Source organism: Qingshengfaniella alkalisoli, from assembly GCF_007855645.1.
GTDB classification, from domain to species: Bacteria; Pseudomonadota; Alphaproteobacteria; order Rhodobacterales; family Rhodobacteraceae; genus Qingshengfaniella; species Qingshengfaniella alkalisoli.
Genome location: NZ_CP042261.1, coordinates 792,764 through 819,234 on the forward strand (window position 1 = coordinate 792,764; position 26,471 = coordinate 819,234).

The window sequence follows — 26,471 nt, forward strand, 5'->3', positions numbered from 1 at the left end:
GACCTGTAATCCCTTCTACTAGGTGAAATATTGCGGGGCTCTCCTCATCGCCCCAACTGGTGATCTTGTGGATCAGAGTGCGGCGTCGCCTTCTTCGCCCGTCCGAATACGGATCGCCTGATCGACAGTGGAGACGAAGATCTTGCCGTCGCCGATCTTGTCGGTTTTCGCGGCGTTAAGGATTGCTTCGATTGCGCCGTCCAACTGGTCGTCTGGCAGAACGACCTCGATTTTGACCTTCGGCAGAAAATCGACGACATATTCGGCACCGCGATAAAGTTCCGTATGGCCCTTCTGGCGACCGAAGCCTTTTACTTCGACTACGGACAGACCTTGAACGCCTATCTCCTGCAGCGCCTCTTTGACTTCATCCAGCTTGAACGGCTTGATGATCGCCTCGATCTTCTTCATGCGTCGTCTCCTCGCGCAACTGCTGTCGTCCGGTTGAGACCACTTTCATCCGCGCGCTACAATTAGCTAGGGTGTCGTGGTGGGGTGAGCGTCCGCGAATCCAGCGTGGTAGTATTAAAAAATGGGCGAAGTGAATAATAAATGGGCAGAATGAAAACGCTCGACGGGCAACGGATGCGGGATGTGATCTCGGCTGAACAGATGCGCGCGCTTGAAGGCGATGCAATCGCTTCGGGCCGTATGAGCGGTAAGCTGTTGATGGAGGGGGCAGGTTTGGCCGTGACACAGGCGATTCTCGCGAAATGGCCTGAATTCTCTGGGGGAGAAGGCAGCGTCGTGATCCTTGCAGGGCCGGGGAATAATGGCGGCGACGGCTATGTGATCGCGCGGCTGCTGCGCGAGAGGGGGCTGTCCGTGGAGGTGTTTTCGATGGGTGATCCGAAACGGTTGCCGCCCGATGCGCTGGCGAATTTCCAGCAACTGGGCGATGTGTCACGTCCATTAACAGAAGCGCCTCATGCCCTTGGGCGCGCGGATCTGGTGATCGATGCGCTGTTCGGCATCGGTCTGACGAGGGGGCTGTCCGACGATGTGCGCGATGTGTTCGGGACAATGGGGCCGTCCGCGCGCAAGGTTGCGGTTGATGTGCCCAGCGGTTGGGACGCAGACGGGGCGGTGGTGCTCGGCAAGGCAGCCTTTCCTGCCGATCTGGTCGTGACTTTCCATGCGCCGAAACCAGCGCATGCAGAAATCGCTCGGCAAGGGGCTGACGTCATCGTCGCGGATATCGGGCTATGACGTGCGCGCGATCATCCATTTCGCCCGCGCTCGTCGCGCGGCTGGCCAAGAAACAGCACCAGCACAAATTCGATCACGGGCATGTTCTGGTTCTGGCGGGTGGTGTGGGCAAGGGTGGTGCCGCGCGGATCGCCGCTCGTAGCGCGTTGCGTGTGGGCGTCGGGCTGGTCACACTCGGATGCCCGTCGGCTGCGATGATCGAGAATGCGGCACAGCTGAACGCAATCATGCTGACACAGATTGATGGTGCGCCGGAGCTGGACCAGCGTCTGGAAGACCCACGCATCAACGCGATCTGCATCGGTCCGGGGATTGGCCGCGGTGAGCACGCCAGGCATCTGGTCAGGGCGGCATTGCGGGCGGAGCGGTCCACCGTGCTGGATGCGGACGGACTCAGCACCTTCGCGGACGACCCGGTGCAGCTTTTGTCGCGCCTGCATCCGCGCTGTGTGATGACCCCGCATATGGGCGAATTCATGCGCCTGTTCCCGGTCGAAGCAGAAGAGATGCGCCGCACTCCGGACAATCCCGTCCGACTCCGACAGGCGTTACACCGTGCCACGCAGAAGGCCGGCTGCGTCATTTTGCTGAAAGGTGCTGTCACACGCATCAGCGATCCGGCAGGTCATGTCAACGAACACCATGCGACGGGCGAGGACGCTGTGCCGTGGCTGGCTACTGCGGGCGCGGGGGACGCATTATCAGGTATCATAGCGGGGTTGCTGGCACGCGATTTTTCACCGATGGAGGCCGCGCATCTGGGCGCCTACCTGCATGCCGAAGCCGCGCGGGATTTCGGCCCCGGCCTGATCGCGGAAGACATTCCGGAAATGCTGCCCGATCTGTTTATCCGGCTGGGGCTATAGCGTATTCACACCGCTGTCTTTCACCGCTTCCATCGCCACATAGGTCGAGGTCGCCGCGACATGGGGCAGGGTGGAGATGCCTTCGCTCAGCACCCGGCGGTATTCTCGGATGTCGCGTGTGCGGACTTTTAGTAGGTAATCGAAGCCACCCGCGATCATGTAGCATTCCTCGATCTCGGGAATCTTCTGCACCGCCTTGTTGAAGGCGCTCAGCGCCGCCTCGCGGGTGTCGCTCAGCCGCATTTCGATGAAGGCCACATGGTCCAGTCCCAGCCGTTTGGCGGACAATTGTGCGCGGTAGCTGGTGATGTAGCCCTCGCGCTCCAGCCGCTTCATCCGCGCAATGACAGGGGTCTTGGACAGACCGACACGCTGCGCCAGTTCGGTCATGGATATCCGCGCCTCGACCGCCAGAACAGCGAGGATCGCATTGTCGATCCGGTCAAGTTCCGGCGACGGGGTTACATCTGTGTCATCTGTCATGCGAAACGTCCTGAGAACCGGGCGAAGACCATGGTGGTATGTCAAAAACCGTCGATATAGCCTGGTATTAGAAATGTCATCCATCTGCGGTAGTTTACGAAGCTACGAGATCCCGAACGTCTGCTGCAGGGCAGGAGGTTCTGTCGAAAACCAATGACGACGATTACTACGCCATCGCTTTGAAATACGGGCAGGAATTTAATGGCATCGAAGTGCAGGGCGGGATCGGCTTCTCGCGGCGCGACGGTGAAGATGGCGATACCGACGACACCTTCGGTTCGGTTGCGGTCAAGTTCCAGTCCGGCTTTAACATCGCGTTCTCTGCAGGTAGCCGCGAAAATGACGGCCAGTATGGGTATGGCAAGCTTGGCTATGACAGAGATCTTGTCAACTGGGGGCAGACTTCGTTCGGAGTCGACTATTATCAAGGCACTGATTTTGTATCCGACGGGTCCACATCCGAAGTTCTTGGCATCGGCATTAGCCAGGACTTCGATGAAGCGAATACCCAGATCTATCTGGCCTACCGTGCCTATCAGTTCGATGAAGACGATACCTCCTATGAAGATGCGAACGCGCTTCTGTTCGGTATGCGCGTGAAGTTCTGAACCGGTGCGGGGCGTCGTCGCCACGCCCCGTCCGATCATGGCGATTTGGCAGGAAACACTGACCATCCCCCTTGCACTGGCGCTGCTGGACAAATAGAAGGCAGCAAATTTGCCCGGTGCGCCTTTGCGCGCCTCGAATCCTATGGGGAATACCAAATGCAGGTAACCGAGACTCTGAACGAAGGTCTGAAGCGCGGCTATCAGATCAAGCTGACCGCTGCCGAGCTCGAAGAGAAAGTCAACGAGAAGCTGTTGGAGGCTCAGCCCGAAGTCCAGATGAAGGGCTTCCGCAAGGGTAAGGTTCCGATGGCGCTGCTGAAGAAGCAGTTCGGCCCGCGTGTTCTGGGCGAAGCGATGCAGGAAAGCGTCGACGGCGCGATGAACAAGCATTTTGAAGAATCCGGTGACCGCCCCGCGCTTCAGCCCGAGGTCAAAATGACCAATGAGGACTGGAAAGAGGGTGACGATGTTGAAGTTTCGCTGGAATACGAAGCGCTGCCCGAAATTCCGGAAGTTGATCTGAAATCGATCAAGCTGGAAAAGCTGGTTGCGAAGGCTGATGACGCCGATATCGACGAGGCACTGAACAACCTCGCCGAGAACGCGCAGAACTTCGAAGATCGTCGCAAGGGCTCCAAAGCGAAAGATGGCGATCAGGTGGTCATCGATTTCGTCGGCAAGGTTGATGGCGAAGCGTTTGAAGGTGGGACCGCCGAGGACTACCCGCTCGTTCTGGGATCCGGCAGCTTCATCCCCGGTTTCGAGGAGCAGCTGGTTGGCGTGAAGGTTGACGAAGAAAAAGAAGTCAAAGTGACCTTCCCGGAACAGTATCAGGCTGAAAACCTCGCCGGGAAAGAAGCCGTGTTCGAGTGTAAGGTCAAGGCAGTCAAAGCGCCGAAAGCCGCTGAAATCGACGACGAGCTAGCCACGAAATTCGGTGCCGAGGATCTGGATGCCCTGAAAAAGCAAGTCGCCGAGCGTCTTGAATCCGAATATGCTGGCGCCTCGCGTGCGGTTCTCAAGCGCAAGCTGCTTGACGCGCTGGACGAGAAGGTTTCCTTCGATCTGCCGCCGTCGCTGGTCAAGGCTGAGGCCGACCAGATCGCCCACCAGCTGTGGCACGAAGAAAACCCTGACCATCAGGGCCATGACCACGACAAGATCGAGCCGTCGGACGAGCACAACAAGCTCGCCGAACGTCGCGTACGTCTTGGGCTGCTGCTGGCCGAGCTGGGCCGCAAGAACGAGATCGAAGTTACCGATCAGGAAATGACGCAAGCCGTGATGAACCAGGCGCGTCAGTATCCGGGTCAGGAACGTCAGTTCTTCGAATTCATCCAGCAGAACCAGCAGATGCAGCAGCAGCTGCGCGCGCCGATTTTCGAGGACAAGGTCGTCGACTATGTGTTCGAACTGGCCGAGATCGAAGAAAAAGAAGTCAACAAGGACGATCTGAAGTCCGCAGTTGACGCGCTGGACGACGAGTAATCGCTTAGAGGGCAGGGGATGGCACGATATAGACGCGATCCCCTGCATGCCTATAACGAACGGGTGAAGCTGCTTGCCGGCTTCACCAACGCCATTGGTCTGGGTCTGATCGGTTTCGCGATCCTGCGTCCGATGACTGCCGATCCTGCGCAACTGGGGCCGCTGTCATGGTATTGGGGTGGCTCCGGACTCGCATTTCACATCATTGCGCACTATATTCTGGGTAGGCTCAGGAAAGGAGTGACAGATGACCCTGTTTGAGATTGGTGTCCCGGTCGCCCTGTTTGCCATTGTCGGCGCAGGTTTCGCGTTTCTCCGATGGGAGGAGCGAAAGCTGCTCGCTCGCTCTGAGCGGCCGCAGCACCCGGCTGAATGATAAGCTTCTAGATGAACGAGAAAAGCCGCCCGCGAAGGCGGCTTTTTCGTTTTTTATCAGTTCGTTGGTGACACGAGTTGAAGTGACCCGCGCCCGGCGTCGATAGCCAGAAGGAAGCGGCCATCCGCCAGCAATTCGATGTCGCGCACGCGCCCGATATCGGTCAGCAGACGTTCTTCGCCGGTGACGCGTCCATTGGTGAGTTCCAGCCGCACCAGACTGCCGGGGTTTAGCGCGGAGATCAGCAAATCGCCATTCCAGTCGCTGAACGCATCACCTTGATAGAATGTCATGCCCGCAGGCGCGATCACAGGATCCCAGTAGTATAGCGGTTCTTCAAACATCTCAGCACGCGGTTCACCGTTGCCTATGGGCGTTCCACTGTAGTTTTCGCCATAGCTGACAACGGGCCAGCCGAAATTGCGCCCAGCTTCGGAAATATTCAACTCGTCGCCACCTTTAGGGCCGTGCTCGATGGTCCAAAGCTGCCCGTCATGCCATGTGGCCCCTTGGATGTTGCGATGGCCGTAGGACCAGATCTGCGGCAAGGCACCCTCGCGCGACGCGAAGGGGTTGCCGTTCGGGACGTTGCCGTCCGGTGTAATGCGGATCACCTTGCCATAGCTCTTATCCAGATCCTGCGCAAAAACCCGTTCCGACGCCGAGGAATGTTCGCCCGTGGTAATAAACAGCTGACCCGCCCCGTCAAAGACCAGCCGCGATCCGTAATGCTTGGAAGTGGGTGATGGTGGTTGCTGCACGAATATGTCTTCGACCTGTGACAGGCTCGACAGATCTTCGTTCAGCACGCCGCGGGCCGCTGCGGTCGCAGAGGTGCCATTGCCCATCGGCTTTGCATAACCCCAGTAGACCCTGCGATCAGATACGAAATTTGGTCCTACCGCGACATCCAGCAACCCGCCTTGACCGCGTGCGAACACCTCCGGCAGACCTGTGACCGGATCGGATACCCTGCCATCCATGCCGACATGCCGCATTCGGCCGGGACGTTCGGTCACCAGGAATCCCTGTCCATCAGGTAATGTCGCGATCCCCCACGGGTGCTCCAGCCCCGTGGCAAAGGCTGTGGTCTGCAGGGTATAACTGCTACGCACGGCCGGTGCGCGGGTTTGTTCAGGGAAGGCGGGGGCGAACTCGGGGACATTCGGTCGACCTTGCTGTACCGGATCGCCTGATTGCGCACAGGCGCTGGGGCCAAGTGTCAAGGCGATGCATCCAAGCAGCGCGAGAAGGGGGCGGGACATGGGACCTCCGGATTGGCGTTCTTGTCTTAACGTTAACTTGGTGCTTTTGTGTCCTCAATTCCACCACAGCAGGAGCTGAATATGGAAATCCGCCGCGAAGACAGCGACCAGAAGGGGCGCTATGTGTATCGTCCCGATCCCGATGGACCGGAGGCAGAGTTGACGTTCTCCAAGCTCGGCAAGTCGCAGATCATCATTGATCACACAGGCGTTCCGGACGACTTTCGCGGTCAGGGCGTCGGTGTGGCGCTGGTAGCCCGCGCGGTCGAGGACGCGCGACACGACGGTATTCGCATCACTCCGCTTTGCCCATTCGCGGCCGCGCAGTTCCGCAGACACCCTGACTGGCACGATGTGCTCGCCAAATAAAAAGGTCGCAGGAGAAGCTCCTGCGACCTTTCAATTTCGGGATTGAGACGACTTATTTGTCGCCTTCGTCCTCGTCGTTGCCTTCGGACTCAGGTGCGACGTCGAGCGCATCTTCGTCGAGGCTTGCAGCGCCGATTTCGTCGAACAGCTCTGCGATTTCGAAATCTGCAGCAGCTTCTTCTTCCGCGGCCAGTTCCTGGATGGACTTGCCCGAGGCCTGAAGTTCGGCTTCTTCGGGCGAACGGGCGACGTTCAGCTCGATGTTGACCTCGACCTCAGGGTGCAGGCGCACATGCAAGATGTGCAGACCCAGCTCCTTGATCGGCTTCGACAGCTCGACCTGTTTGCGGTCAAGGCTGAAACCTTCGGCGGTTGCGGCATCGGCAGCGTCACGGGTCGTGACGGAGCCATACAGCGCGCCGGAGTCGGAAGCGGAACGAATCACGATGAACTGCTGACCGTCCAGTTTGGCGGCAAGCGATTCAGCTTCTTTCCTGGTTTCCAGGTTGCGTGCTTCGAGCTGAGCTTTCTCGGTCTCGAAACGTGCGATGTTGTTGTCGTTCGCGCGCAGCGCCTTGCCTTGCGGCAGAAGGAAGTTACGAGCGTAACCTTCCTTGACGTTGACCACTTCGCCCATCTGACCGAGCTTGGCGACGCGTTCCAGAAGAATGACTTCCATTGCTTCGTCTCCTTATTTTACGGCGTAGGGCAGCAGCGCCAGGAAGCGGGCGCGCTTGATTGCGCGGGACAGCTCGCGCTGTTTTTTCGAAGAAACGGCAGTGATGCGCGAAGGCACGATCTTGCCGCGCTCGGAAATGTAGCGCTGCAGCAGTTTGGTGTCTTTGTAGTCGATTTTCGGTGCGTTCTCGCCGGAGAACGGGCAAACCTTGCGGCGACGGAAAAACGGTTTAGCGGCCATGGGTTAGTGTCCTTTCTTCAGGCAGATCAACGACGACGTTCGCGCTCATCGCGCTTTTGCATCTGAACCGACGGGCCTTCTTCATGCTCGTCGACCTTGATGGTCATGACGCGCATTACGTCGTCATGCAGACGCATCAGGCGTTCCATTTCCTGAACGGCCGGCGCGGGGGCGTCGGTACGCAGGAAGGAATAGTGGCCCTTACGGTTCTTGTTGATCTTGTAGGCCATCGTCTTGACGCCCCAGTACTCGCTGTCAACGACTTTGCCGCCGTTGTCTGCAAGAACCGTGGAGAAGTGTTCGACAAGGCCCTCTGCCTGCGTATTCGACAGGTCTTGGCGCGCAATGAATACATGCTCGTATAGCGGCATGTCAGCTCCTTCATTTACGGGCGCATTTCATAGGGCGGGCTTTGACACTTCCGCGCCCGTCCACGAGAGACTGCGCCGAGTTCACGATTGCGGAAGATGCGGCCTTATACATGCGGGCGCGCGGGATACAAGCCTGTCGTTGCGCGCACCGGATCACGCGACTGTGCATTTGCGAAGGGGAGATGTGACGCAATGCCGGATTGCTGTCACTCGACTTTACCATAAGTTGGCCGAGGAAAATGAAATTCCAACCGGAGACAATGATGAAACTGACTTCACTGACGATGATGGCGGCTGCGGCCACCGCAATGATGGCGACGACCGCGATGGCGGAAGCCGAGAAATACACGCTTGACCCAAGCCATAGCCAGATCGTGTTCAGCTACAACCACCTGGGTTTTTCGACCACCACCGGAATGTTCTCGGGTTTTGAGGGCGAGATCATGTTCGACCAGGAAGACCCGGCTGCCTCGTCTGTCGAGGTTAGCTTTCCTGTCAGTTCCATGATCACGGGCTGGGATGAACGCACTGGCCATTTCATGTCGCCCGACTTCTTCGACGCCGCCAGCGAGGATGCTGAAACCGCGTTGGTCAATTTTGCCTCCACCGGCATCGAGGTCACTGGCGACGACACCGCGCTGATCACCGGGGACCTGACCCTGAACGGCGTCACGAAATCTGTCGTGCTTGATACGGTTCTGAACCAGGCGGGTACGCATCCGATGGCTGGTGCGGAATGGGCCGGTTTCAATGCGACGACGACACTGCTGCGCAGCGACTACGGGCTGGACCTGTTCGCGCCGAATGTATCGGACGAGGTCGAAGTCATGATTTCGATCGAGGCGCAAAAAGCCGAATGATCTATCGGGCGGGGCCTCTGCGTCCCGCTCTTTTCGTGTGCCGCGCGCGCCTTGCGGTGCTTCGTCGCCCCTTCAATCTGTTCTGTCCCGTCATTCGCAGTGAACGTGTCAGTCGTCTCGCTTGCGCAATTCCTTGATGAGGACTATTTTAAAATCAACCACAGATGGAGGGCGGTCATGACGCCCAGGCGTTCCGGGTCTGTGGCGGCGCTCCCTCCGACGGTTGAGCCCCGCCACCGTCCCGACGTATCCAGCGAAGCCTACGCGGCGCTCGATCTGGGTACGAATAGTTGCAGAATGCTGATTGCGCGCACGAACGGGCGTCAGCTGCAGATCGTGGACAGCTTTTCGAAGCCTGTCCAACTTGGCGCGGGGCTAGAGACCACGGGTCGTCTTTCGCGTGGCTCGATCCGCCGCACGATACAGGCGCTCAGAGTGTGTCGCCGTAAGCTGGATCAGCATAAGGTCACCAATATGCGGCTGGTGGCGACCGAGGCCTGTCGCCGCGCGCGAAATGCCGGTCAGTTCATCACGCAGGTCAAGCGCGAAACCGGCCTGTCCCTGGATGTCATTACGCCGGAAGAAGAGGCGCGGCTGGCTGTAGTCAGCTGTGGTCCGCTGGTCTCGCCCGAATCCGAGCAGCTGCTGATCGTCGATATTGGTGGCGGATCCACGGAGCTTGTCTGGATCGACCTGTCCAATGTGGCCCCGCGCGACCGGTCCCGGACGATACTGGAAATGCACCGCGGCAGCTTTGCCGCCAGTTCCGGCGGGGCAAAGGTGGTGGACTGGATATCCGTACCGTTCGGCGTCGCGACGCTTCGTGACCGATTTATCGATGTCGAAGACGATGCGGGTCGATTCGCGCTGATGAGCTGGTTCTTTGAAGAGAACCTTGTCGATTTCGCGCCCGCTCATCGGATTTACGGGCGCGAGGGCTTCCAGATCGTCAGCACAAGCGGGACCGTTACAACCGTTGCGGCCTCGCATCTTGGATTGAAGCGTTACGATCGTACACTGGTCGATGGTTTACAGATGAACACCGATCAGATCGACGTGGTCGTGCGCGAATATCTGCGGCTGGGACCGGAAGGCCGGCGGCGTGATCCGCGAATTGGACGTGACCGGCATCTGTTGATCATGTCGGGCGCTGCGATCTTGCAGGCGCTGCTGCGTCTGTGGCCGACCGAAAAACTGTCGGTGGCGGATCGCGGTCTGCGCGAGGGGCTGCTATACGCCCAGATGAGCGCGGACGGGTTGTTCAGTGACAGCCGCGACACGATGGAATTCGAGGGCTGAGAATGGCACGGAAAACAAGCGGGCGCGGACAACGGGAATTGCGCGTAAAGGTCAAATCGGCGCGGGGGCGTAAGCTGTCGTCGACCCTTTGGCTGGAGCGGCAGTTGAACGATCCCTATGTGCAGCGGGCACGGGCCGAAGGTTACCGCGGCCGCGCGGCGTTCAAGATTCTGGAACTGGACGAAAAGTATCGCTTTCTTGTGCCCGGAGCGCGGGTTGTCGATCTCGGTTGTGCGCCGGGGGGCTGGTGTCAGGTGGCCGTCAAACGCGTCAATGCGCTTGGTGAGAAGAAGGGCAAGGCGCAGGGCCGGGTGATCGGGCTGGATCTGCAAGAGGTCGATCCGGTTCCCGGGGCCGAAATTCATCAACTCGATTTCCTGTCCGACGGGGCGGATGATCTGGTGAAGGAATGGCTCGACGGGCCTGCCGATGTGGTGATGTCTGACATGGCCGCAGCAAGTTCGGGGCATAAGCAAACTGACCATTTGCGTATCGTGGCACTGTGCGAAGCGGCAGCCTATCTGGCCTTTGATGTGCTGAGTGAAGGCGGGACCTTTGTCGCCAAGGTCCTGGCGGGGGGCGCGGAAGGAGATCTGCAGAAGCTGCTGAAGCAGAAATTCACCAAGGTCGCGAATGTTAAGCCACCATCGAGCCGCGCGGACAGTTCTGAAAAATTCGTCGTGGCCACCGGATTTCGTGGCACCGAAAGCTGAGCACTGGCGCATTGCGGAAAGCTGAGCATTGGCGCATTGCGGCGGGTGGGGTAGCATCGCGGCAACCCATTCAAAGCGAGCCGCGCCGTGTTCAAAGTCCTGTTCCTTCCATTGATCGCTAGTCTTGTCATGCCGACCAATCCGGCCCTGGCGGAGGCGTTGCCGCAAGATGTCCAGGAACTGAACGACTGCCTTGGCGATGCAGCGCCCGAGCGAGCCTTTGAAGCCTGCACTTTCACGATCAGCGAAACCTGCCAGGCGCAGGACAGCGGGCAGACAACCGTTGGTATGATTGAATGCAATCTGCGTGAAAACGAGGCTTGGGATACGCTTCTAAACCAGATCTACAAGGACGTGCGGGCACAAGCCGCTTCATCCGACAAGGCGGATGGGGGTGATCGGGCTGGCACACTTTTGCGGGCACAACGTGCGTGGATCGTATTCCGGGATGCCGATTGCAGCTTTGCCTATGCGCAATGGGGCAATGGCAGCATGCGCCAGATCGCGGGATCGGCCTGCCATGTCGCAAGAACCGCGCAGCGCGTGATCGAACTGCGCGGCTTCAGAATGAAATATTGATCAGCTCAGCGTGACGCTTGTCAAAGCCCCCGTGTCATCGAAGGAGCAGATGAAGCCTGTCGCGACGGGCGAGCGCGGCGGATACTGGCCGGGCACGGTGTAGTAGCCCGCGTTCTCCTGTGCCGGATACACGAAGACATTGTCCGGTGACTGTCCGAAATTGGTCGCCGCGGCTTGTTTGCAGGCGTCTTCCATTTGAGCCATCTTCATTGCGGGATCGACTGGAGCGACCTCTGCGGGCGGCTCACATCCGACAAGCACGAGCATGGCGGCAGCGGGAATTGTCAGTCGAAGTGCAGAAACGGTCATCCGTGATCTCCTCTAGGCTGAAGTGACGCTACGCTAGCATGGTTTCCGGTCAATCGGAACAATTAGCCGAAATTGAACGAAAAAGCCCCGCCGGACGGGCGGGGCTTCGTCTGGAATGCGTGCAAGATCAGCTTGCTTTGGCGAGGTTGCGAAGCACGTAGTGCAGCACGCCGCCGTTTTCGACGTATTCCTTCTCGATCGCCGTATCGATCCGGCACTTGATCTGGATTTCCTTGGTCGACCCGTCCGCGTAGGTGATCGTGCAGGGCACGTTCGACAGTGGTTTCAGATCGCCTTCCAGCCCGGTGATCGTGAAGTTTTCCTCGCCGGTCAGCTTCAGCGATTTGCGGTTGTCGCCGCCGGTGAACTCGAACGGGATGACGCCCATGCCAACCAGGTTGGAGCGGTGGATACGTTCGAAGCTTTCCGCGATCACGGCCTTGACGCCCAGAAGCGCGGTACCCTTGGCCGCCCAGTCACGCGAGGATCCGGCACCGTATTGTTCGCCGCCAATAACGACGAGAGGCACGCCCTGTTCCTGCCAGGCCATCGCGGCCTCGTAGATCGAGGTCTGTTCGCCATCCGGCCCCTTGGTGTAGCCGCCTTCGACACCGTCCAGCATTTCGTTCTTGATGCGGATATTGGCGAAGGTACCGCGCATCATGACCTCGTGGTTGCCGCGGCGCGACCCGTAGGAATTGAATTCGCGTACCGGAACCTGACGTTCGACCAGATACTGGCCGGCCGGCGTGGTTTCCTTGAACGAACCGGCGGGGCTGATGTGGTCGGTCGTCACCATGTCGCCGAGGATGGCCAGTTCACGCGCACCCTCAATGTTCGAAATGACACCCGGTTCGGGGGACATGTCTTTGAAGTAGGGCGGGTTCTGAACATAGGTCGAGGTTGCCGGCCAGTCATAGGTTTCACTGTCCGTGGTTTCGACCGCACGCCATTTTTCGTCACCTTTGAAAACGTCGGCGTATTTTTCCTGGAAGCTCTGACGGGTCACTGTCTTTTCGACCAGTTCCGCGATTTCCTTCTGCGTCGGCCAGATGTCTTTCAGATAGACGTCATTTCCGTCCTTGTCCGTGCCGATCACGTCGTTGGCGATGTCGACATTCATATCACCGACCAGCGCATAGGCCACTACGAGCGGTGGGGAGGCGAGGTAGTTCGCGCGCACATCGGGGCTGATGCGGCCTTCGAAGTTGCGGTTGCCCGACAAAACAGAGGTCGCGATCAGATCGCTGTCATTGACCGCTTTCGACAGTTCCGGCGCGATAGGGCCGGAGTTGCCGATACAGGTGGTGCAACCGTAGCCCACGAGGTTGAACCCGATCGCGTCCAGGTCTTCCTGCAGGTCCGCGGCTTCCAGGTAGGCGGACACGACTTGCGAGCCCGGTGCCAGCGAGGTCTTGACCCAAGGCTTGCGGTTCAGGCCAAGCGCACGCGCTTTGCGGGCAACCAGACCTGCGCCGATCATGACATAAGGGTTCGACGTGTTGGTGCAGGAGGTGATCGAGGCGATAACGATGGACCCGTCATGCAGTTGGAACTTGTCGTCACCCATTTGGACATAAGCGCGCTTGTGGTAGCCGGAATCACCGGGAATGTCGGTGGGTTCTGGCGTGCCGCCTTCACCTTCCCAGCGCACTTCGGCGCGGGCCGATACGTCTTCGCCGTTGCGCTGGCCTTCGATGTATTTGCTGAACGCGGACGCGGCTTTGTCGAGCGCGATGTAGTCCTGCGGGCGTTTCGGGCCGGAGATCGCTGGAACGATTGTGCCCATGTCCAGGCTCAGCGTGTCGGTGTAAACCGGTGCGTAATCATCTCCACGCCAGAAACCGTTTTCCTTGGCGTAGGCTTCGACCAGTGCGATGCGGTCCTTGTCGCGGCCGGTCATTTCCAGGTAGCGCAGGGTTTCCGCGTCGATCGGGAAGAAACCGCAGGTCGCGCCGTATTCAGGCGCCATGTTGGCGATGGTCGCGCGATCCGCCAGTGGCAGGTGATCCAGGCCCGCGCCGTAAAATTCGACGAATTTTCCGACAACGCCCTTTTCACGCAGCATTTCCACGACCTTCAGCACCAGGTCGGTGCCGGTGGTGCCTTCGACCATCTTTCCGGTCAGTTCAAAACCGACAACTTCGGGAATGAGCATGGAGATCGGTTGACCCAGCATGGCGGCCTCGGCCTCGATCCCGCCAACGCCCCAGCCAAGAACGGCTGCGCCGTTGACCATGGTGGTGTGGCTGTCCGTGCCGACCAGCGTGTCGGGGTAGGCGACTTCTTCTCCGTTCTGGTCTTCATCCGTCCAGACGGTCTGGGCGAGGTATTCAAGGTTCACCTGGTGGCAGATGCCGGTGCCCGGCGGAACAACGCGGAAATTGTTGAAAGCGCTCTGGCCCCATTTCAGGAAGGTATAGCGTTCAATGTTGCGTTCATACTCGCGGTCCACGTTCATCTGGAACGCGCGCGGGTTGCCGAACTCGTCGATCATCACGGAGTGGTCGATGACCAGATCAACCGGGTTCAGCGGGTTGATCTTCTGGGGATCGCCGCCCAGCGACTTGATCCCGTCGCGCATGGCGGCAAGATCCACAACGGCGGGAACGCCGGTGAAGTCCTGCATCAGCACGCGGGCAGGGCGGTAGGCGATTTCGCGCGGGTTCTTGCCACCTTTATTCGCCCACTCGGAGAAGGCCTTGATGTCATCGGTGGTGACGGTCTTGCCATCCTCGAAGCGCAGCATGTTTTCCAGAACCACTTTCAGGGCGGCAGGAAGCTTGCTGAAATCACCCAAGCCTGCCTCTTCGGCGGCTGCGATGGAGTAATAGGCAACAGGTTTCCCGCCAGCCGACAAGCTGCGGCGGGTCTTGGAGCTGTCATGTCCGACTGTGATGGGCATAGATGGCCTCCCTGACTGAAAAGGGTTTCGCTGCGGTTCATATGCCCCGCCCTGAGGCACTGATCAAGAGGGTTACAGTAAAATTGTATGCGATTGCACACCGAAAACATCCGCATTAATACATCACTTCGGCCTGACGATATCGTGCATCGCGTTTAGGTGATTGGCCTGTGTCCGTGTCCTGTCTTAGGTTTGCCGAAGCAACAACGATATCAATGGCAATGAAACGATACGCGATAGGCGCAATATTCGCAGCCGCTACAGTTCTAGGTGTATGCCGCGCGGCGGCTGATCCAATTGTGGTAGAGCTTTTCACCTCGCAAGGGTGCTCGTCCTGCCCACCGGCGGATGAGTTGCTATCCGAATTGGCGGATGCTGACGGGATAATAGCGTTGGCGCTGCATGTGGATTACTGGGACTATATCGGATGGAAAGACATCTTCGGGTCGCAGGCTTTCACGAAACGGCAAAAGTCATACGCTCATGCCAACGGAAAGAATTCCATCTACACGCCGCAGATGATTCTGGATGGGGTGACCGATGTTGTCGGAAACGATCCGTTGAAGGTCATGATGGCGCTTGAAAAGCACGAAAGCCGCCCTGTCCGTGCGCGGATGAAGGTCGAGCGCGACGGAGCGATGGTCACCATCCGGCTTGAACCGGTGGGCGAGATCAAGACACCCGCCGATGTTCAGATTGTCAGCTATCTGCCTTCCGCAACAGTCGAGATCACGCGGGGCGAAAATGCCGGACGAACGATCACTTATCGCAATATTGTCACGGGCTGGTCCACGGTCGGCACTTGGTCGGGCGACGATGATCAGGAAATCGAAGCGCGTCTGATGTCCAGCGAAGATCCTGTCGTCGTTCTGGTGCAGGAAGAAAATCAGGGTGAAATTCTGGCAGCAGAAGCTTTGCGTTGACGTTCCGGTTTCCAGCGGCGATGGATCCATAGCCACTGGTCCATATTTTCGCGAATACGTGCCTCCAGACTGTCATTGACAGCCTGCATCATGGTTTCCGCGTCGCTATGCGGGATCGGGGATTCAGCGATGATGTCGAAACCTGCACCATCGCGGATGCCGTAAACCGGTACGAGTAGTGCGTTATACTTCAGGGCCATATCGGCCGCTGAAAGCGAGGTCAGCGCGGTTTTTCCGAAGAATGTCAGCGGTGCTCCGCGATTTACATGCTGATCCGGCAATATGGCCAAGGCATTACCTTTGCGCAGAAATCGCAGCATTTGCCCCAAGCCCTTACGACCGCGCGGAAAAACGGGGGCGGCGATCGCCGTCAATGCATCGTGGAAGGCGCGATCCAGGTAGGGATCGTCCACGGGGCGATAAAGTGCGCCGATTTCATGCCCGCGCAATGCGAGCGCACAGCGAGCCGCATCGAAATTTCCGAAATGGCCGCTGACGACAATGATCGGGCGTTTTTCCGCCTTGGCCGTGTCAAGATCGGCGACACCCGGCCCGGTCATGGGGGTGGCTGCGATCCGGTCGATGAATTCCTGACCCGAAGAAATCTCGACCAGCATCCGGCCGGTGTTCGCCGGGACGGCACGGCATAGGCGTTCGACTTCGGCTTTGGGCAGGTCCGGGACCGCATGGCTGAGGTTTTCCCGTATCCGTTTGCGATACCCCGCAAGCGGCGCTGCGACGGATGACATCAGCCAACCCACTGCCCGCATACGTGTGTCATACGGCAGGACCAGCGGCGCCTGAATCATGGCGACGATCAGCCGGCCTTGAATGCGCCGCAGGGTCGGGCTGGTTTTACGTTTAGCCATGACTCTGTGCGCGTCCCATTCACCCTTCGCTGAGGTGATGGATATAATTCCGTGGTCCGGCTGGGGCAAGCGTCGCGTTAATCGGGAGCTGCATTGAGCGCGAGTTCACCGGCGGCTTCCATGTCACGAATGACAGCGGCAACGGCATCCATCGCCTCTTCTGCGTCGGCGGGATTGATTTGTGCGAGCTCTTCGATTTCCTCGCGGATTTGCGTCGCCAGCCGTTGGGAAATGTTTTCCAGCAGGTATTGCGCGGAGCGTTCTTCCACACCCGTCGTACCGGCCAGTGCCGTTAAAAGAAGCTGCCGGTCCAGAGTTCGCACGATCTTCGGAACGTCACGCGGTATCACACGATCCACGATATCGGCGAAGGTGAAGATCGCTTTGCGGACCTCTTGTGCAAATTCGGCATCGGTCTGTTCCAACCCTTCGAGAACTTCATGTCTTGTCGTCGACTTCGAGGAGTTGAGGATCGCGCCGATCCGCGCGACAGGTGCTTCCGCGAAGGCATGGGGGGTCTGATCGTCCAGTTGGATCGCGATGGCCATACCGATCGTGCAGACTGTGTCGGGTTCTATCGCGCTTGTGGTCGAAATAGCGAACGTGATGCGCCGCGCCTGGTCACCGGGCAGTTTGCCCAGAATGTCGGCGGCACGCGACACGGGTAACTTGGACAGGATCACCGCTGCCACCTCGGTCGATTCGCGCCGTACCAGCGCCACGACCTGATCCGTGGGCGCATTGGCGATGGCATTCCACGGATCTCCCTTAATTGGCTTGCCGATCTTGCGGCGAATCTCGCGCATGGCTTGCGGGCTGAGTGCGGATTCGAGCGTTTCAAGGGCGCCATCGACCCCGCCAGGAAAGGACACGCCCAGATCGTTCAACTCCCCCACGAACTCCGTTATGATGTCTTGCATGGTTTGACGGTCGACCAGGCCCATCGTGCCCATTTCGCGCGTCAGGTCCATTTTCATGACTTCAGGCAGTTCGTTCAGGGACAGTTGCGATCCTTCACGCAGCAGCAGTCGCACAATGACCGCCGCTTTCTGGCGGCGGGTCAGCTTGGGACGTTGCACCGATCCGGTTGCAGGCAGGCCGGTCACTGAACTGGAAATTGTGGCGAGTGCTTCTGTCACGTGATGCTCCGCTTCTGCATGGTGCGGCCACGTTGACAGAGGAGACTTAATCCCCGGTTACCTGACGTGAAGGATTTGTATCAGCTTGACGCTTTATCGACGCAGCTATGGGACTGGGTGTCCCATGTCATGCCATCGGCGCAGCTCATATTTGCTTCTGTATGCGAGGAACAGGCGAGTGCCGCGACCGGCGCAAACACCAACGCTGCGGATATGAAAACCATTCTGAATGTCATGCTACCCTCCAAGCTTGTTGCAGTCAGGATAGCATGACGCGTGGTTATCTCAAAATGCGGCGCGGCTTATTCGCCGAAGACACGCTTGAAGATCGTGTCGACATTCTTGGTATGGTAGCCAAGATCGAATTTTTCCGAAATTTCGGCGTTGCTTAGCACGGCAGTAACTTCGGCGTCGCCTTTCAGTTCGGTCTCGAAATCCTTGCCGTCTTCCCAGACCTTCATGGCGTTGCGCTGGACCAGGCGGTAGGCGTCTTCGCGGCTCACGCCTTTCTGGGTCAATGCCAGAAGGACGCGCTGCGACATGACCAGCCCACGGAACTTGTTCATGTTGGCCAGCATGTTGTCGGGGTAGACAACCAGCTTGTCGACGACGGTGGTCAGGCGTGACAACGCGAAGTCCAGCGTCACGGTGGTGTCCGGCCCGATATTGCGCTCGACCGACGAATGGGAAATGTCGCGCTCGTGCCAGAGCGCCACGTTTTCCATCGCGGGCACCACGGCCATGCGGATCAGGCGCGCAAGGCCCGTCAGGTTCTCGGTCAGCACCGGGTTGCGCTTATGCGGCATGGCGGAGCTGCCTTTCTGGCCCTTGGAAAAGAATTCCTCGGCTTCCAGAACCTCGGTACGCTGCATGTGGCGGATCTCGGTCGCGATGTTTTCGATGCTCGACCCGATGACGCCGAGGGTGGCAAAAAACATTGCATGGCGGTCGCGCGGGATCACCTGCGTGGAAATGGGTTCGGGTTTCAGCCCCAGCTTCTTGCAGACATGTTCTTCGACGCTGGGGTCGATGTTGGCGAAGGTGCCGACGGCACCCGATATCGCGCCGGTTGCGACCTCTTCGCGGGCACGGGCCAAACGATCCCGGTTGCGATCCATCTCGGCGTAGAAACGTGCGAAGGTCAGGCCCATCGTGGTCGGCTCGGCATGGATACCGTGGCTGCGGCCGATGCGAACCGTGTCCTTGTGTTCGAACGCGCGGCGCTTGAGCGCGTCCAGCAGCTTATCCATGTCCGCCAACAGGATATCGGCTGCGCGCACCAGTTGGACATTGAAGGTCGTGTCCAGCACATCCGAGCTGGTCATGCCCTGGTGAACGAAGCGGGCTTCGTCATTGCCGATGATCTCGGCCAGATGCGTCAGAAAGGCGATGACGTCATGCTTGGTGATCGCCTCGATCTCGTCGATGCGGGCGACATCAAACTCCACATCCCTGGCTTTCCAGACCGCATCCGCGTTTTCTTTTGGGATTACGCCCAGTTCGGCTTGAGCGTCGCAGGCGTGCGCCTCGATCTCGTACCAGATGCGGAACTTGGTTTCCGGTGACCAGATGGCGACCATTTCGGGGCGGGAATAGCGGGGGATCATAGGGCAGCACCTTCCTTGAATGGTTGGCGCTTCCCTAGACAAATCCCCGCCCAGCGGCAATGCCGAGTTACTGCTGCTGGGCCTCCAGCGCGATATCGACGACGACTTCGAAGCCCACCGTGCCCTCGGATCCGGCATCTCCGATGCCAAAATCGCGCCTGTCGAGTGTTATCTGACCGGACATCTGCGCCACGTTGCCGTCGAGTTGCAAGGTGAAGGGCAGGGTGACAGGCACGGTTACGCCCTTCAATATCAGCGCACCGTCCGCGATATAGTCGGTTTTATCGGCGCCTTCCTGCGTAATCACTCCCTCGAAAACGGCGGTTGGGAACTCGTCTGCCGCGAAATAGCTGGGGCCGAGCGCCTGTTCGGTCACACCGCCCAGCGTCAGGCTGGAAATGTCGATCTGCGTGGTGACCTCGCCGAAATCCGGTCCGCTGGCTTCGGGATCGAACCGGATATCGGCGCTCCACTGACCGAACTGACCCGAGACCTCTTTGCCCGCTTGCAGCACGGTGATGTCGATGTTGCCTTGGTTGATCAGCCAGCTTGTGGTGTCCGACGTGGCGGTCGTTTCATTGGTATCCCGCGCATGGTCTCCCGCAGGCATTCCCAAAACCGTTCCGGCGATCAGCGCAGCCGTCAGCAAGCCGAACCCGCTTAATGTCGCGACGCGGCTGTGTGATTGCTCGGGTGTCTGAACATCGGTGCGTCCGGGTAGCATCCGCTGCAGGGTCTGGTCACGGTCGACAGCATGATGCTTGATCGCGCCTGCGATGTGCAGAACCAGCGTGACGATCAAAAGACGGGTCAGAACATAGTGCCATGCGCCGAAGAATTCCGCGACTTCGGGACTTTGCGGCACGAAGGGCAGAGTTTGACCGAAGGGCCACCAGATCGGCGCAAAGCCCGTAAGCGCGGCGTGATGTATCCAGCCCGACAGTGGTGTGGCGACCAAAAGACCGTAAAGCAGCCAATGCACGGTTTCTGCGAGCCACGTCTCCAAGCGGCGGTCTGGATGCAACAGGCCCGGCTTGGGTTGCGATAGGGCCCAGACGATCCGTGCCAGCGCAACGAAGAAGATTGTCACGCCGATCGTTTTATGGATCGAGAACAGCGCGTACTTCGCCTCAAGTACCGACTGGGGTTCATAGGGCCAGTAACCGGCAATGAAACCCAAGGTAATGGCCGACAGGATCAGCGCCGCCGTGACCCAATGAAACGCCTTTGCGACCGCGCCATACTGATGCGCGGTGTTTCGGATATCTGTCACTGTGCTTGTCATGGAATGCTCCGCCATGTGGACTTGGCCCATAGTTAGACGCGGTAGCGCGGCATGCCCACTGGATATATCCGCACATAACCCGTGCGTGAGCGCGAGTGATTGCCACAGAGGGCCGCAATCGTTATCCCGCTACGAAACGCGAGCAGCCGATTTGACAGAGGATGACATCACATGACCCTAGCGTTCGTATTTCCCGGACAGGGTGCGCAGACCATCGGGATGGGAAAGGCGCTGACCGAGACCTACCCGCAAGCGAAGGCCGTATTCGATGAGGTGGATGACGCGCTCGGCGAGAAATTGTCCGACCAGATCTGGGAGGGCAGCATCGAGGCTCTGACGTTGACGCAGAATGCTCAGCCCGCGCTGATGGCGTGTTCGCTGGCCGCGATGCGTGCGTTGGAGGTCGAAGGCATCACAGTCGAGCGCGCGTCATTCGTCGCGGGGCATTCGTTGGGTGAGTATTCTGCGCTCGCGGCGGCCGGGTCGCTGACAATCACCGATACGGCCAAGTTGTTGCGCTTGCGCGGACAGGCGATGCAGCGTGCGGTACCCGTAGGAGAGGGTGCAATGGCGGCCATCCTGGGGCTGGATATCGCGGCCGTGCGCGAAGTTGCCGAAGAAGCTGCGCAGGGAGATGTCTGTCAGGCCGCGAACGACAACGATCCGGCACAGGTGGTCGTTTCCGGTCACAAGGCGGCGGTCGAGCGCGCCGTCGAGATTGCCAAGGAAAAAGGAGCGAAACGTGCGGTCATGTTGCCGGTGTCCGCCCCGTTCCATTGTGCGCTGATGCAGCCTGCCGCGGACGAGATGGCAACCGCGCTGGCCGATGTGTCCATCGCAGTGCCCAAGGTTCCGCTGATTGCCAATGTGACCGCGCAGCCGACCGGCGACGCGGATGCGATCCGTCGCCAACTCGTGGAGCAAGTCACCGGATCGGTGCGCTGGCGCGAGTCGGTGCAGACCATGGCCGCAGAAGGTGTAACCGAAATCTGGGAAATCGGCGCGGGCAAGGCGTTGTCGGGCATGATCCGCCGTATTGAACGCTCCATCACCTGCACAGCGATTTCAACGCCGGAAGATGTCAAGACTGTCGCGCAAGCCGACTGAACTTCAAGAGGATAAAGCAGATGTTTGATCTTACAGGGAAAACGGCACTGGTGACGGGTGCGTCTGGCGGTATCGGCGCCGAGATCGCCCGCGTGCTTCACGCGGCGGGTGCGACGGTTGCGATTTCTGGGACACGGACGGAACCGCTTGAGGCGCTGGCCGGTGAGCTGGGGGATCGCGTGCATGTGCTTCCTTGCAACCTGAGCGATGCCGAAGCTGTCGAGGCACTGCCGAAGCAGGCTGTCGAGGCGATGGGTCAGGTCGATATCCTGGTGAATAACGCGGGTATCACGCGCGACAACCTGTTCATGCGCATGTCCGATGATGAATGGAACAGTGTGCTGGATATCAACCTGACGGCGACGATGCGGCTGTGTCGCGGTGTGCTGCGCGGCATGATGAAGAAGCGTTGGGGCCGTATCGTGAATATCAGCTCGATCGTGGGCACAACCGGAAATCCGGGGCAGGGTAACTATGCCGCGTCCAAGGCGGGCATGATCGGCATGTCTAAATCGCTGGCCTACGAGGTCGCAAGCCGTGGCATTACGGTCAATTCGGTTGCGCCGGGCTTCATCGCGACAGCGATGACCGACAAGCTGACCGACGATCAGAAGTCGGGTATCCTGAATCAGATTCCTGCGGGACGCATGGGTGATCCCAAGGAAATCGCTGCGGCTGTGATGTATCTGGCGAGCGAAGAGGCCGGCTACGTGACCGGAAGCACGATCCACGTAAACGGCGGGATGGCGATGATCTGAGCCTGAATTCGCGCAAGTCACTTGAATTTCTTCGGGCTTGCGCGAATATGTGGCGTCAGTCCCGATGGGCAGGTAACGTGCCGGACAAAACATTTGCGCCCCTGACCGAGTATGCTATAGGCGGCGCAGATTTTCCGGTGCGGCACTTGTTCGGTGTTGTCGGGAAGACAGGTTTCGATCCGCCGGTCTCTGGCGGGGACTAAACAATCTAATGCGGGCGAGACCCGAGAGAACTGTGAGGAATTGACATGAGCGACGTCGCTGAACGCGTGAAGAAGATCGTTGTCGAGCATCTGGGTGTCGAAGCGGACAAGGTAACTGAAAGTGCCTCGTTCATCGACGATCTGGGTGCCGACAGCCTGGACACCGTCGAACTGGTGATGGCTTTCGAAGAAGAGTTCGGCATCGAGATCCCGGACGACGCAGCCGAGACGATCCAGACCTTCGGCGATGCGGTCAAGTTCATCAAGGAAGCCGCGTAAGTCGCTGGTATCACTTGATTTAGATTAATGGCGCCTTCGGGCGCCATTTTTCGTTTGGCACTATCCGTTGCTGATGCGCAATTGTCGCAACGCTTGCGCAGAGAAGATTGTCTGAAATCGCGAGAGTCTGGTATGATGCAGGTAACGCTGGCGTGAATGATCAGCGCATTTCTGGAGGCATCGATGCAGACCCTCGTCAAGTTCACTCTCGCCGCCGCGCTATTGGGCGCTTTGGCGGGCTGCGGTGGGCGAAAGGCCCCCCCGCCACCTGCGGCGTCTTTCACGACGGCACCCGCGCAACCGCAGGTGACATCCCTTAATACCGCGATCACATACCCGAAGTTCGGCGATAACGACCCCCATGAGTGGGGACATTTCGATCCGACGGATTATCCAATCCACGGGATCGACGTTTCGCGTTGGCAGACCGATATCGACTGGCGGGAAGCGCGCCGGAACGGTGTGTCCTTCGTGTTTATCAAGGCCACCGAAGGCGGTGACCACCTCGACCCGAGCTTCATCGACCATTGGGCGGGGGCGCGGGATGCAGGCATCCGGCACGGGGCATATCACTTTTACTACTTCTGCCGTTCGCCAGAAGAGCAGGCCGCGTGGTTCATCCGTAACGTGCCGCGCGACAACAATTCCATGCCGCATGTCCTGGACATGGAATGGAACCACCACTCCAAGACATGTCGTTTGCGGCCCGACGGGGCGACCATTCGCAAGAATGCGGATACCTTCCTTGATATCCTTCAACGCCATTACGGGCGTCGCCCGATCATCTATACGACCGTGGACTTCTATGCCGATACGGGCATCGGAAACATGCGGGGCGAACGGTTCTGGCTGCGGTCTGTCGCGGGGCATCCGAACGAGGTTTATGACGGCGCGCCCTGGACCTTCTGGCAATACACGGGAACAGGCGTCGTGCCGGGTATCAAGGGCGGCGTGGACATCAATGTCTTCGCGGGCGATGTGCTGGCCTGGAACTACTGGCTGAACTGATTTGAAGGCTGCGCGGAAAGCGGCAGGCATGAGGGCCAAGGTGGCGCTTGTGCTTGCCCGTATGCGGCCAAGCGGGTATCAGAGGCGAGCCAAAAGAGAATGATACCGGGGGCAGAGCATGCGTCGCGTCGTAGTAACAGGTCTGGGGATGGTCACGCCGCTGGCGTCAGGTGTGGAAGAGACCTGGAGTCGTCTTCTGGCGGGCGAGTCGGGCGCGGGCACGATATCGCGCTTCGATGCCGGTCATTTGCAGACGACCTATGCTTGTGAAATTCCGCTGGGCGATGGGTCTGGCGGGACCTTCAATCCAGATGATTGGATGGAACCGAAAGAACGCCGCAAGGTTGATGATTTCATCCTGTATGGTCTGGCGGCGGCTGAGCAGGCCGTGAAAGACGCCGATTGGACGCCCGAGGATGAAGAGAGCCGCCTGCGCACCGGCGTCATGATCGGGTCCGGGATTGGCGGGCTGAGCAACATCGCGGACGCCTCAATCACCTTGAAGGAGCGCGGCCCGCGTCGGATTTCGCCCTTTTTCATTCCCGGCGCGCTGATCAACCTCGTGTCCGGCCAGGTGTCGATCAAATACGGCTTCAAAGGCCCGAACCACGCGGTTGTTACGGCCTGTTCCACGGGAGCACATGCGATTGGCGATGCGGCGCGCTTGATCCAGTGGGGCGATGCTGACGTCATGGTCGCGGGCGGCGCGGAAAGCCCGATCTGCGAACTGGGAATCGCGGGCTTCAATGCGTGCAAGGCACTGTCCACCAAGCGCGGCAATGATCCACAGGCGGCGAGCCGACCCTATGACAATGACCGCGACGGGTTTGTCATGGGCGAGGGTGCGGGTGTTGTTGTTCTGGAAGAATACGAACACGCCAAGGCGCGCGGCGCGAAGATTTACGCCGAAGTTCTGGGATATGGGCTGTCGGGTGACGCCTATCACATCACCGCGCCGAGCGAGGATGGTGAAGGCGGTGAACGTGCGATGCGTGCGGCGCTGGACCGTGCGGGCCTTGAGCCGTCAAAAGTGGATTATATCAATGCGCATGGCACCTCGACCATGGCTGACACGATTGAGCTTGGTGCGGTCGAGCGCGTTCTGGGCGAGTCCGCACCCAAGGCCACGATGAGTTCGACAAAATCGTCGATCGGTCACCTGCTCGGCGCTGCTGGCGCGGTTGAGGGCATATTCTGCGTGCTGGCGATCCGTGATCAGGTTGCGCCGCCGACGATCAACCTGGACAATCCGGCGGTTGAGCCGAAGCTGGATCTGGCGCCAAATGCCAAGCGCGAGCGCGAGATCAATATTGCGCTGTCCAATTCCTTCGGGTTTGGCGGCACCAATGCGTCGCTTGTTCTGGGGCGGGTCACTGACTGATGTGGCGTGCAATTGCATCGAATGCGCTGTCGGTTCTGATCGTCGCGCTGATCGGGCTCGGCATCGTGATCGCGATGGGGCAGAACGCTTACAAGTCGCCCGGGCCGCTGGCCGAGGCGATTTGCGTGGGCGTTCCGCGCGGGTCCACCATGAAGGTGATCTCCGACCGGCTGGATGAGCAGGGCGCCGTGACAAGCGGCGCGATCATGCGGATCGGCGCGGATTACACGGAGCGCTCGGCGGGGCTGAAGGCGGGGAATTTCCTTGTGCCGGAAGGTGCGTCGATGGAAGAGATCGTCGATATCATCACCAGCACGGGCCAGAGCACCTGTGGCAGCGAGATCAACCTGCGCGTGGGTGTCGCCGAGACGATCATCCATGTGCGCGAATTCGATCCGGCGCGGTCTGAATATATCGACTATGCGAATTTCGCGGCGGGTGAGGAGCCTCCGGTCGAATATGAGCAGGTCGCGAATGACGGCTTTGCCCGGTTCCGTGTCACGCTGGTGCCCGGTGCTACCAGCTGGGCCGTTGCCGAAGGGCTGAAGAACGCACCGTTCCTGTCGGGAGAGGTGGAAGGTGTTCCGGCAGAGGGCAGCCTTGCGCCGGGTAGCTACGAGATCAGCCAGGGCACGGATCGTGCAAGCATCATCGATCAGATGGAACAACGTCAGGCGACAGTACTCGCCGAGGCCTGGGGACAACGGATCGAGGACTTGCCGCTGGAGACACCGGAAGAGGTGTTGATCATGGCATCGATCATCGAAAAGGAAACGGCCGTCGCCGACGAGCGTCGTCTTGTGGCCAGTGTCTTCGAGAACCGCCTGAAGCGTGGCATGCGGCTGCAGACGGACCCGACCGTGATCTACGGTGTCACTGGTGGGCAGGGCGTGCTTGGCCGCGGGCTGCTTCGCAGCGAGCTTGACCAGGTCACGCCTTACAACACCTATCAGATTGATGGGCTACCGCCGACTCCGATTGCGAATCCGGGGCGGGCCTCGATCGAGGCGGCGGTGAATCCGGAGCGGACGGAGTTCGTTTACTTCGTAGCGGACGGAACCGGCGGGCATGCATTCGCCCAGACGCTGGATGAACACAACGCCAATGTCGCAAAGTGGCGCGCAATAGAGGCGGAACGGGCGGAACAGTGATTCCTTCGCCGTGATTCCCGGTCCTGACCGTATGAGAATCCCGTGTGGCGCGTTAGTGCCGCGCGGGTTTTCTGTTTCCGGGGGCAGGTCCGGTGCGGTCGGGTATTAACGGTTTTATCGGACCGGGAACGGCACCAAATAA

General features: G+C 59.3%; 29 protein-coding genes and 1 pseudogene. 18 read left to right on the forward strand and 12 right to left on the reverse strand.

What is annotated here, in order from left to right; genetic code table 11:
- Window positions 1-72 precede the first annotated feature (72 nt).
- Window positions 73-411 carry a P-II family nitrogen regulator gene (locus FPZ52_RS04070; protein WP_146363963.1) on the reverse strand — a complete coding sequence of 113 codons (339 nt, stop codon included), beginning with the start codon at window positions 409-411 and terminating at the stop codon, window positions 73-75.
- 141 nt (window positions 412-552) lie between these two features.
- Here FPZ52_RS04070 and FPZ52_RS04075 point away from each other — a divergent pair, with 141 nt between their 5' ends.
- Window positions 553-1,209 carry an NAD(P)H-hydrate epimerase gene (locus tag FPZ52_RS04075; RefSeq protein ID WP_146363965.1) on the forward strand — a complete coding sequence of 219 codons (657 nt, stop codon included), beginning with the start codon at window positions 553-555 and terminating at the stop codon, window positions 1,207-1,209.
- The gene (locus tag FPZ52_RS04080; protein ID WP_146363968.1) at window positions 1,206-2,075 is read left to right on the forward strand and encodes an NAD(P)H-hydrate dehydratase; all 870 of its coding nucleotides are present in this window, start codon (window positions 1,206-1,208) and stop codon (window positions 2,073-2,075) included. Before FPZ52_RS04075 ends, FPZ52_RS04080 begins: the two co-directional genes overlap by 4 nt.
- Here the strand turns inward: FPZ52_RS04080 and FPZ52_RS04085 are convergent.
- Window positions 2,070-2,558 carry an Lrp/AsnC family transcriptional regulator gene (locus tag FPZ52_RS04085; RefSeq protein ID WP_146363970.1) on the reverse strand — a complete coding sequence of 163 codons (489 nt, stop codon included), beginning with the start codon at window positions 2,556-2,558 and terminating at the stop codon, window positions 2,070-2,072. The two genes, FPZ52_RS04080 and FPZ52_RS04085, sit on opposite strands and share 6 nt — an antisense overlap.
- A gap of 110 nt (window positions 2,559-2,668) precedes the next feature.
- Between FPZ52_RS04085 and FPZ52_RS04090 the strand changes: the two are divergent.
- The 4 genes and pseudogenes from FPZ52_RS04090 to FPZ52_RS19375 form a co-directional block, all read left to right on the forward strand.
- Window positions 2,669-3,166: pseudogene (locus FPZ52_RS04090) on the forward strand (porin); the annotation flags it as partial.
- A gap of 156 nt (window positions 3,167-3,322) precedes the next feature.
- A complete protein-coding gene (gene tig / locus FPZ52_RS04095; RefSeq protein ID WP_146363974.1) occupies window positions 3,323-4,654 on the forward strand; it encodes a trigger factor in 1,332 nt (443 codons plus the stop codon).
- Between the two features lie 18 nt (window positions 4,655-4,672).
- Window positions 4,673-4,915, forward strand: a complete 243-nt coding sequence (locus FPZ52_RS04100) for a hypothetical protein (RefSeq protein ID WP_146363976.1) — start codon at window positions 4,673-4,675, stop codon at window positions 4,913-4,915.
- Window positions 4,902-5,030 carry a hypothetical protein gene (locus FPZ52_RS19375; protein WP_276617444.1) on the forward strand — a complete coding sequence of 43 codons (129 nt, stop codon included), beginning with the start codon at window positions 4,902-4,904 and terminating at the stop codon, window positions 5,028-5,030. The genes FPZ52_RS04100 and FPZ52_RS19375 overlap by 14 nt, the downstream gene beginning before the upstream one ends.
- A gap of 56 nt (window positions 5,031-5,086) precedes the next feature.
- Here FPZ52_RS19375 and FPZ52_RS04105 read toward each other — a convergent pair whose 3' ends face one another.
- Entirely contained in the window at window positions 5,087-6,295 is a 1,209-nt protein-coding gene (locus FPZ52_RS04105) for a PQQ-dependent sugar dehydrogenase (RefSeq protein ID WP_146363978.1), read from the reverse strand.
- 81 nt (window positions 6,296-6,376) lie between these two features.
- On the opposite strand from FPZ52_RS04105, the gene FPZ52_RS04110 reads away from it, so the two are divergent.
- Window positions 6,377-6,664, forward strand: coding sequence for a GNAT family N-acetyltransferase (locus FPZ52_RS04110; RefSeq protein WP_146363980.1), 288 nt, complete (start codon window positions 6,377-6,379; stop codon window positions 6,662-6,664).
- Between the two features lie 52 nt (window positions 6,665-6,716).
- Here FPZ52_RS04110 and rplI read toward each other — a convergent pair whose 3' ends face one another.
- Genes rplI through rpsF form a run of 3 tightly spaced genes read right to left on the reverse strand, consistent with a single transcriptional unit; the run spans window position 6,717 to window position 7,954 of the window.
- The gene (gene rplI, locus FPZ52_RS04115) at window positions 6,717-7,343 is read right to left on the reverse strand and encodes a 50S ribosomal protein L9 (protein WP_146363982.1); all 627 of its coding nucleotides are present in this window, start codon (window positions 7,341-7,343) and stop codon (window positions 6,717-6,719) included.
- Window positions 7,344-7,355: 12 nt separating this feature from the next.
- Entirely contained in the window at window positions 7,356-7,583 is a 228-nt protein-coding gene (gene rpsR, locus FPZ52_RS04120) for a 30S ribosomal protein S18 (RefSeq protein WP_146363984.1), read from the reverse strand.
- Window positions 7,584-7,609: 26 nt separating this feature from the next.
- The gene (gene rpsF, locus FPZ52_RS04125; RefSeq protein WP_146363986.1) at window positions 7,610-7,954 is read right to left on the reverse strand and encodes a 30S ribosomal protein S6; all 345 of its coding nucleotides are present in this window, start codon (window positions 7,952-7,954) and stop codon (window positions 7,610-7,612) included.
- Between the two features lie 263 nt (window positions 7,955-8,217).
- On the opposite strand from rpsF, the gene FPZ52_RS04130 reads away from it, so the two are divergent.
- The 4 genes from FPZ52_RS04130 to FPZ52_RS04145 all read left to right on the forward strand — a co-directional run bounded on the left by FPZ52_RS04130 (window position 8,218) and on the right by FPZ52_RS04145 (window position 11,405).
- Complete coding sequence (locus FPZ52_RS04130) at window positions 8,218-8,814, forward strand: YceI family protein (protein ID WP_420851699.1); 597 nt, start codon at window positions 8,218-8,220, stop codon at window positions 8,812-8,814.
- Window positions 8,815-8,991: 177 nt separating this feature from the next.
- Window positions 8,992-10,113, forward strand: coding sequence for a Ppx/GppA phosphatase family protein (locus FPZ52_RS04135; protein ID WP_146363990.1), 1,122 nt, complete (start codon window positions 8,992-8,994; stop codon window positions 10,111-10,113).
- Window positions 10,114-10,115: 2 nt separating this feature from the next.
- A complete protein-coding gene (locus FPZ52_RS04140) occupies window positions 10,116-10,826 on the forward strand; it encodes an RlmE family RNA methyltransferase (RefSeq protein ID WP_146363992.1) in 711 nt (236 codons plus the stop codon).
- A gap of 87 nt (window positions 10,827-10,913) precedes the next feature.
- A complete protein-coding gene (locus FPZ52_RS04145; RefSeq protein WP_146363994.1) occupies window positions 10,914-11,405 on the forward strand; it encodes a lysozyme inhibitor LprI family protein in 492 nt (163 codons plus the stop codon).
- Here the strand turns inward: FPZ52_RS04145 and FPZ52_RS04150 are convergent, their stop codons facing one another.
- Together FPZ52_RS04150 and acnA are read right to left on the reverse strand one after the other, a co-directional pair.
- A complete protein-coding gene (locus FPZ52_RS04150) occupies window positions 11,406-11,714 on the reverse strand; it encodes a hypothetical protein (protein WP_146363996.1) in 309 nt (102 codons plus the stop codon).
- 127 nt (window positions 11,715-11,841) lie between these two features.
- The gene (acnA, locus tag FPZ52_RS04155) at window positions 11,842-14,619 is read right to left on the reverse strand and encodes an aconitate hydratase AcnA (RefSeq protein ID WP_146363998.1); all 2,778 of its coding nucleotides are present in this window, start codon (window positions 14,617-14,619) and stop codon (window positions 11,842-11,844) included.
- A gap of 221 nt (window positions 14,620-14,840) precedes the next feature.
- Between acnA and FPZ52_RS04160 the strand changes: the two genes are divergently transcribed.
- Window positions 14,841-15,542 carry a DUF1223 domain-containing protein gene (locus FPZ52_RS04160; protein ID WP_146364000.1) on the forward strand — a complete coding sequence of 234 codons (702 nt, stop codon included), beginning with the start codon at window positions 14,841-14,843 and terminating at the stop codon, window positions 15,540-15,542.
- On the opposite strand, the gene FPZ52_RS04165 is transcribed toward FPZ52_RS04160, so the two are convergent.
- From FPZ52_RS04165 to FPZ52_RS04185, 4 genes are all read right to left on the reverse strand, one after another.
- A complete protein-coding gene (locus FPZ52_RS04165) occupies window positions 15,506-16,411 on the reverse strand; it encodes a lysophospholipid acyltransferase family protein (protein ID WP_146364002.1) in 906 nt (301 codons plus the stop codon). The genes FPZ52_RS04160 and FPZ52_RS04165 overlap by 37 nt on opposite strands.
- A 77-nt stretch (window positions 16,412-16,488) precedes the next feature.
- The gene (locus FPZ52_RS04170) at window positions 16,489-17,550 is read right to left on the reverse strand and encodes a flagellar motor switch protein FliG (protein WP_240804397.1); all 1,062 of its coding nucleotides are present in this window, start codon (window positions 17,548-17,550) and stop codon (window positions 16,489-16,491) included.
- 302 nt (window positions 17,551-17,852) lie between these two features.
- A complete protein-coding gene (gene purB / locus FPZ52_RS04180; protein ID WP_146364004.1) occupies window positions 17,853-19,157 on the reverse strand; it encodes an adenylosuccinate lyase in 1,305 nt (434 codons plus the stop codon).
- 67 nt (window positions 19,158-19,224) lie between these two features.
- Entirely contained in the window at window positions 19,225-20,442 is a 1,218-nt protein-coding gene (locus tag FPZ52_RS04185; RefSeq protein WP_146364006.1) for a cytochrome b/b6 domain-containing protein, read from the reverse strand.
- Window positions 20,443-20,613: 171 nt separating this feature from the next.
- On the opposite strand from FPZ52_RS04185, the gene fabD reads away from it, so the two are divergent.
- The 6 genes from fabD to mltG all read left to right on the forward strand — a co-directional run bounded on the left by fabD (window position 20,614) and on the right by mltG (window position 26,329).
- On the forward strand, window positions 20,614-21,549 hold the full coding sequence (fabD, locus tag FPZ52_RS04190) for an ACP S-malonyltransferase (RefSeq protein ID WP_146364008.1): 936 nt from the start codon (window positions 20,614-20,616) through the stop codon (window positions 21,547-21,549).
- 20 nt (window positions 21,550-21,569) lie between these two features.
- The gene (fabG, locus tag FPZ52_RS04195) at window positions 21,570-22,307 is read left to right on the forward strand and encodes a 3-oxoacyl-[acyl-carrier-protein] reductase (RefSeq protein WP_146364010.1); all 738 of its coding nucleotides are present in this window, start codon (window positions 21,570-21,572) and stop codon (window positions 22,305-22,307) included.
- Window positions 22,308-22,555: 248 nt separating this feature from the next.
- On the forward strand, window positions 22,556-22,789 hold the full coding sequence (locus FPZ52_RS04200; RefSeq protein ID WP_146364012.1) for an acyl carrier protein: 234 nt from the start codon (window positions 22,556-22,558) through the stop codon (window positions 22,787-22,789).
- A 183-nt stretch (window positions 22,790-22,972) separates the two neighbouring features.
- Entirely contained in the window at window positions 22,973-23,797 is an 825-nt protein-coding gene (locus FPZ52_RS04205) for a glycoside hydrolase family 25 protein (protein ID WP_146364014.1), read from the forward strand.
- Window positions 23,798-23,915: 118 nt separating this feature from the next.
- Window positions 23,916-25,178 (forward strand): beta-ketoacyl-ACP synthase II, encoded by a 1,263-nt coding sequence (gene fabF, locus FPZ52_RS04210; protein ID WP_146364016.1) that lies wholly within the window; start codon window positions 23,916-23,918, stop codon window positions 25,176-25,178.
- Window positions 25,178-26,329 (forward strand): endolytic transglycosylase MltG, encoded by a 1,152-nt coding sequence (gene mltG, locus FPZ52_RS04215; protein WP_146364018.1) that lies wholly within the window; start codon window positions 25,178-25,180, stop codon window positions 26,327-26,329. The genes fabF and mltG overlap by 1 nt, the downstream gene beginning before the upstream one ends.
- Window positions 26,330-26,471: the final 142 nt, after the last annotated feature.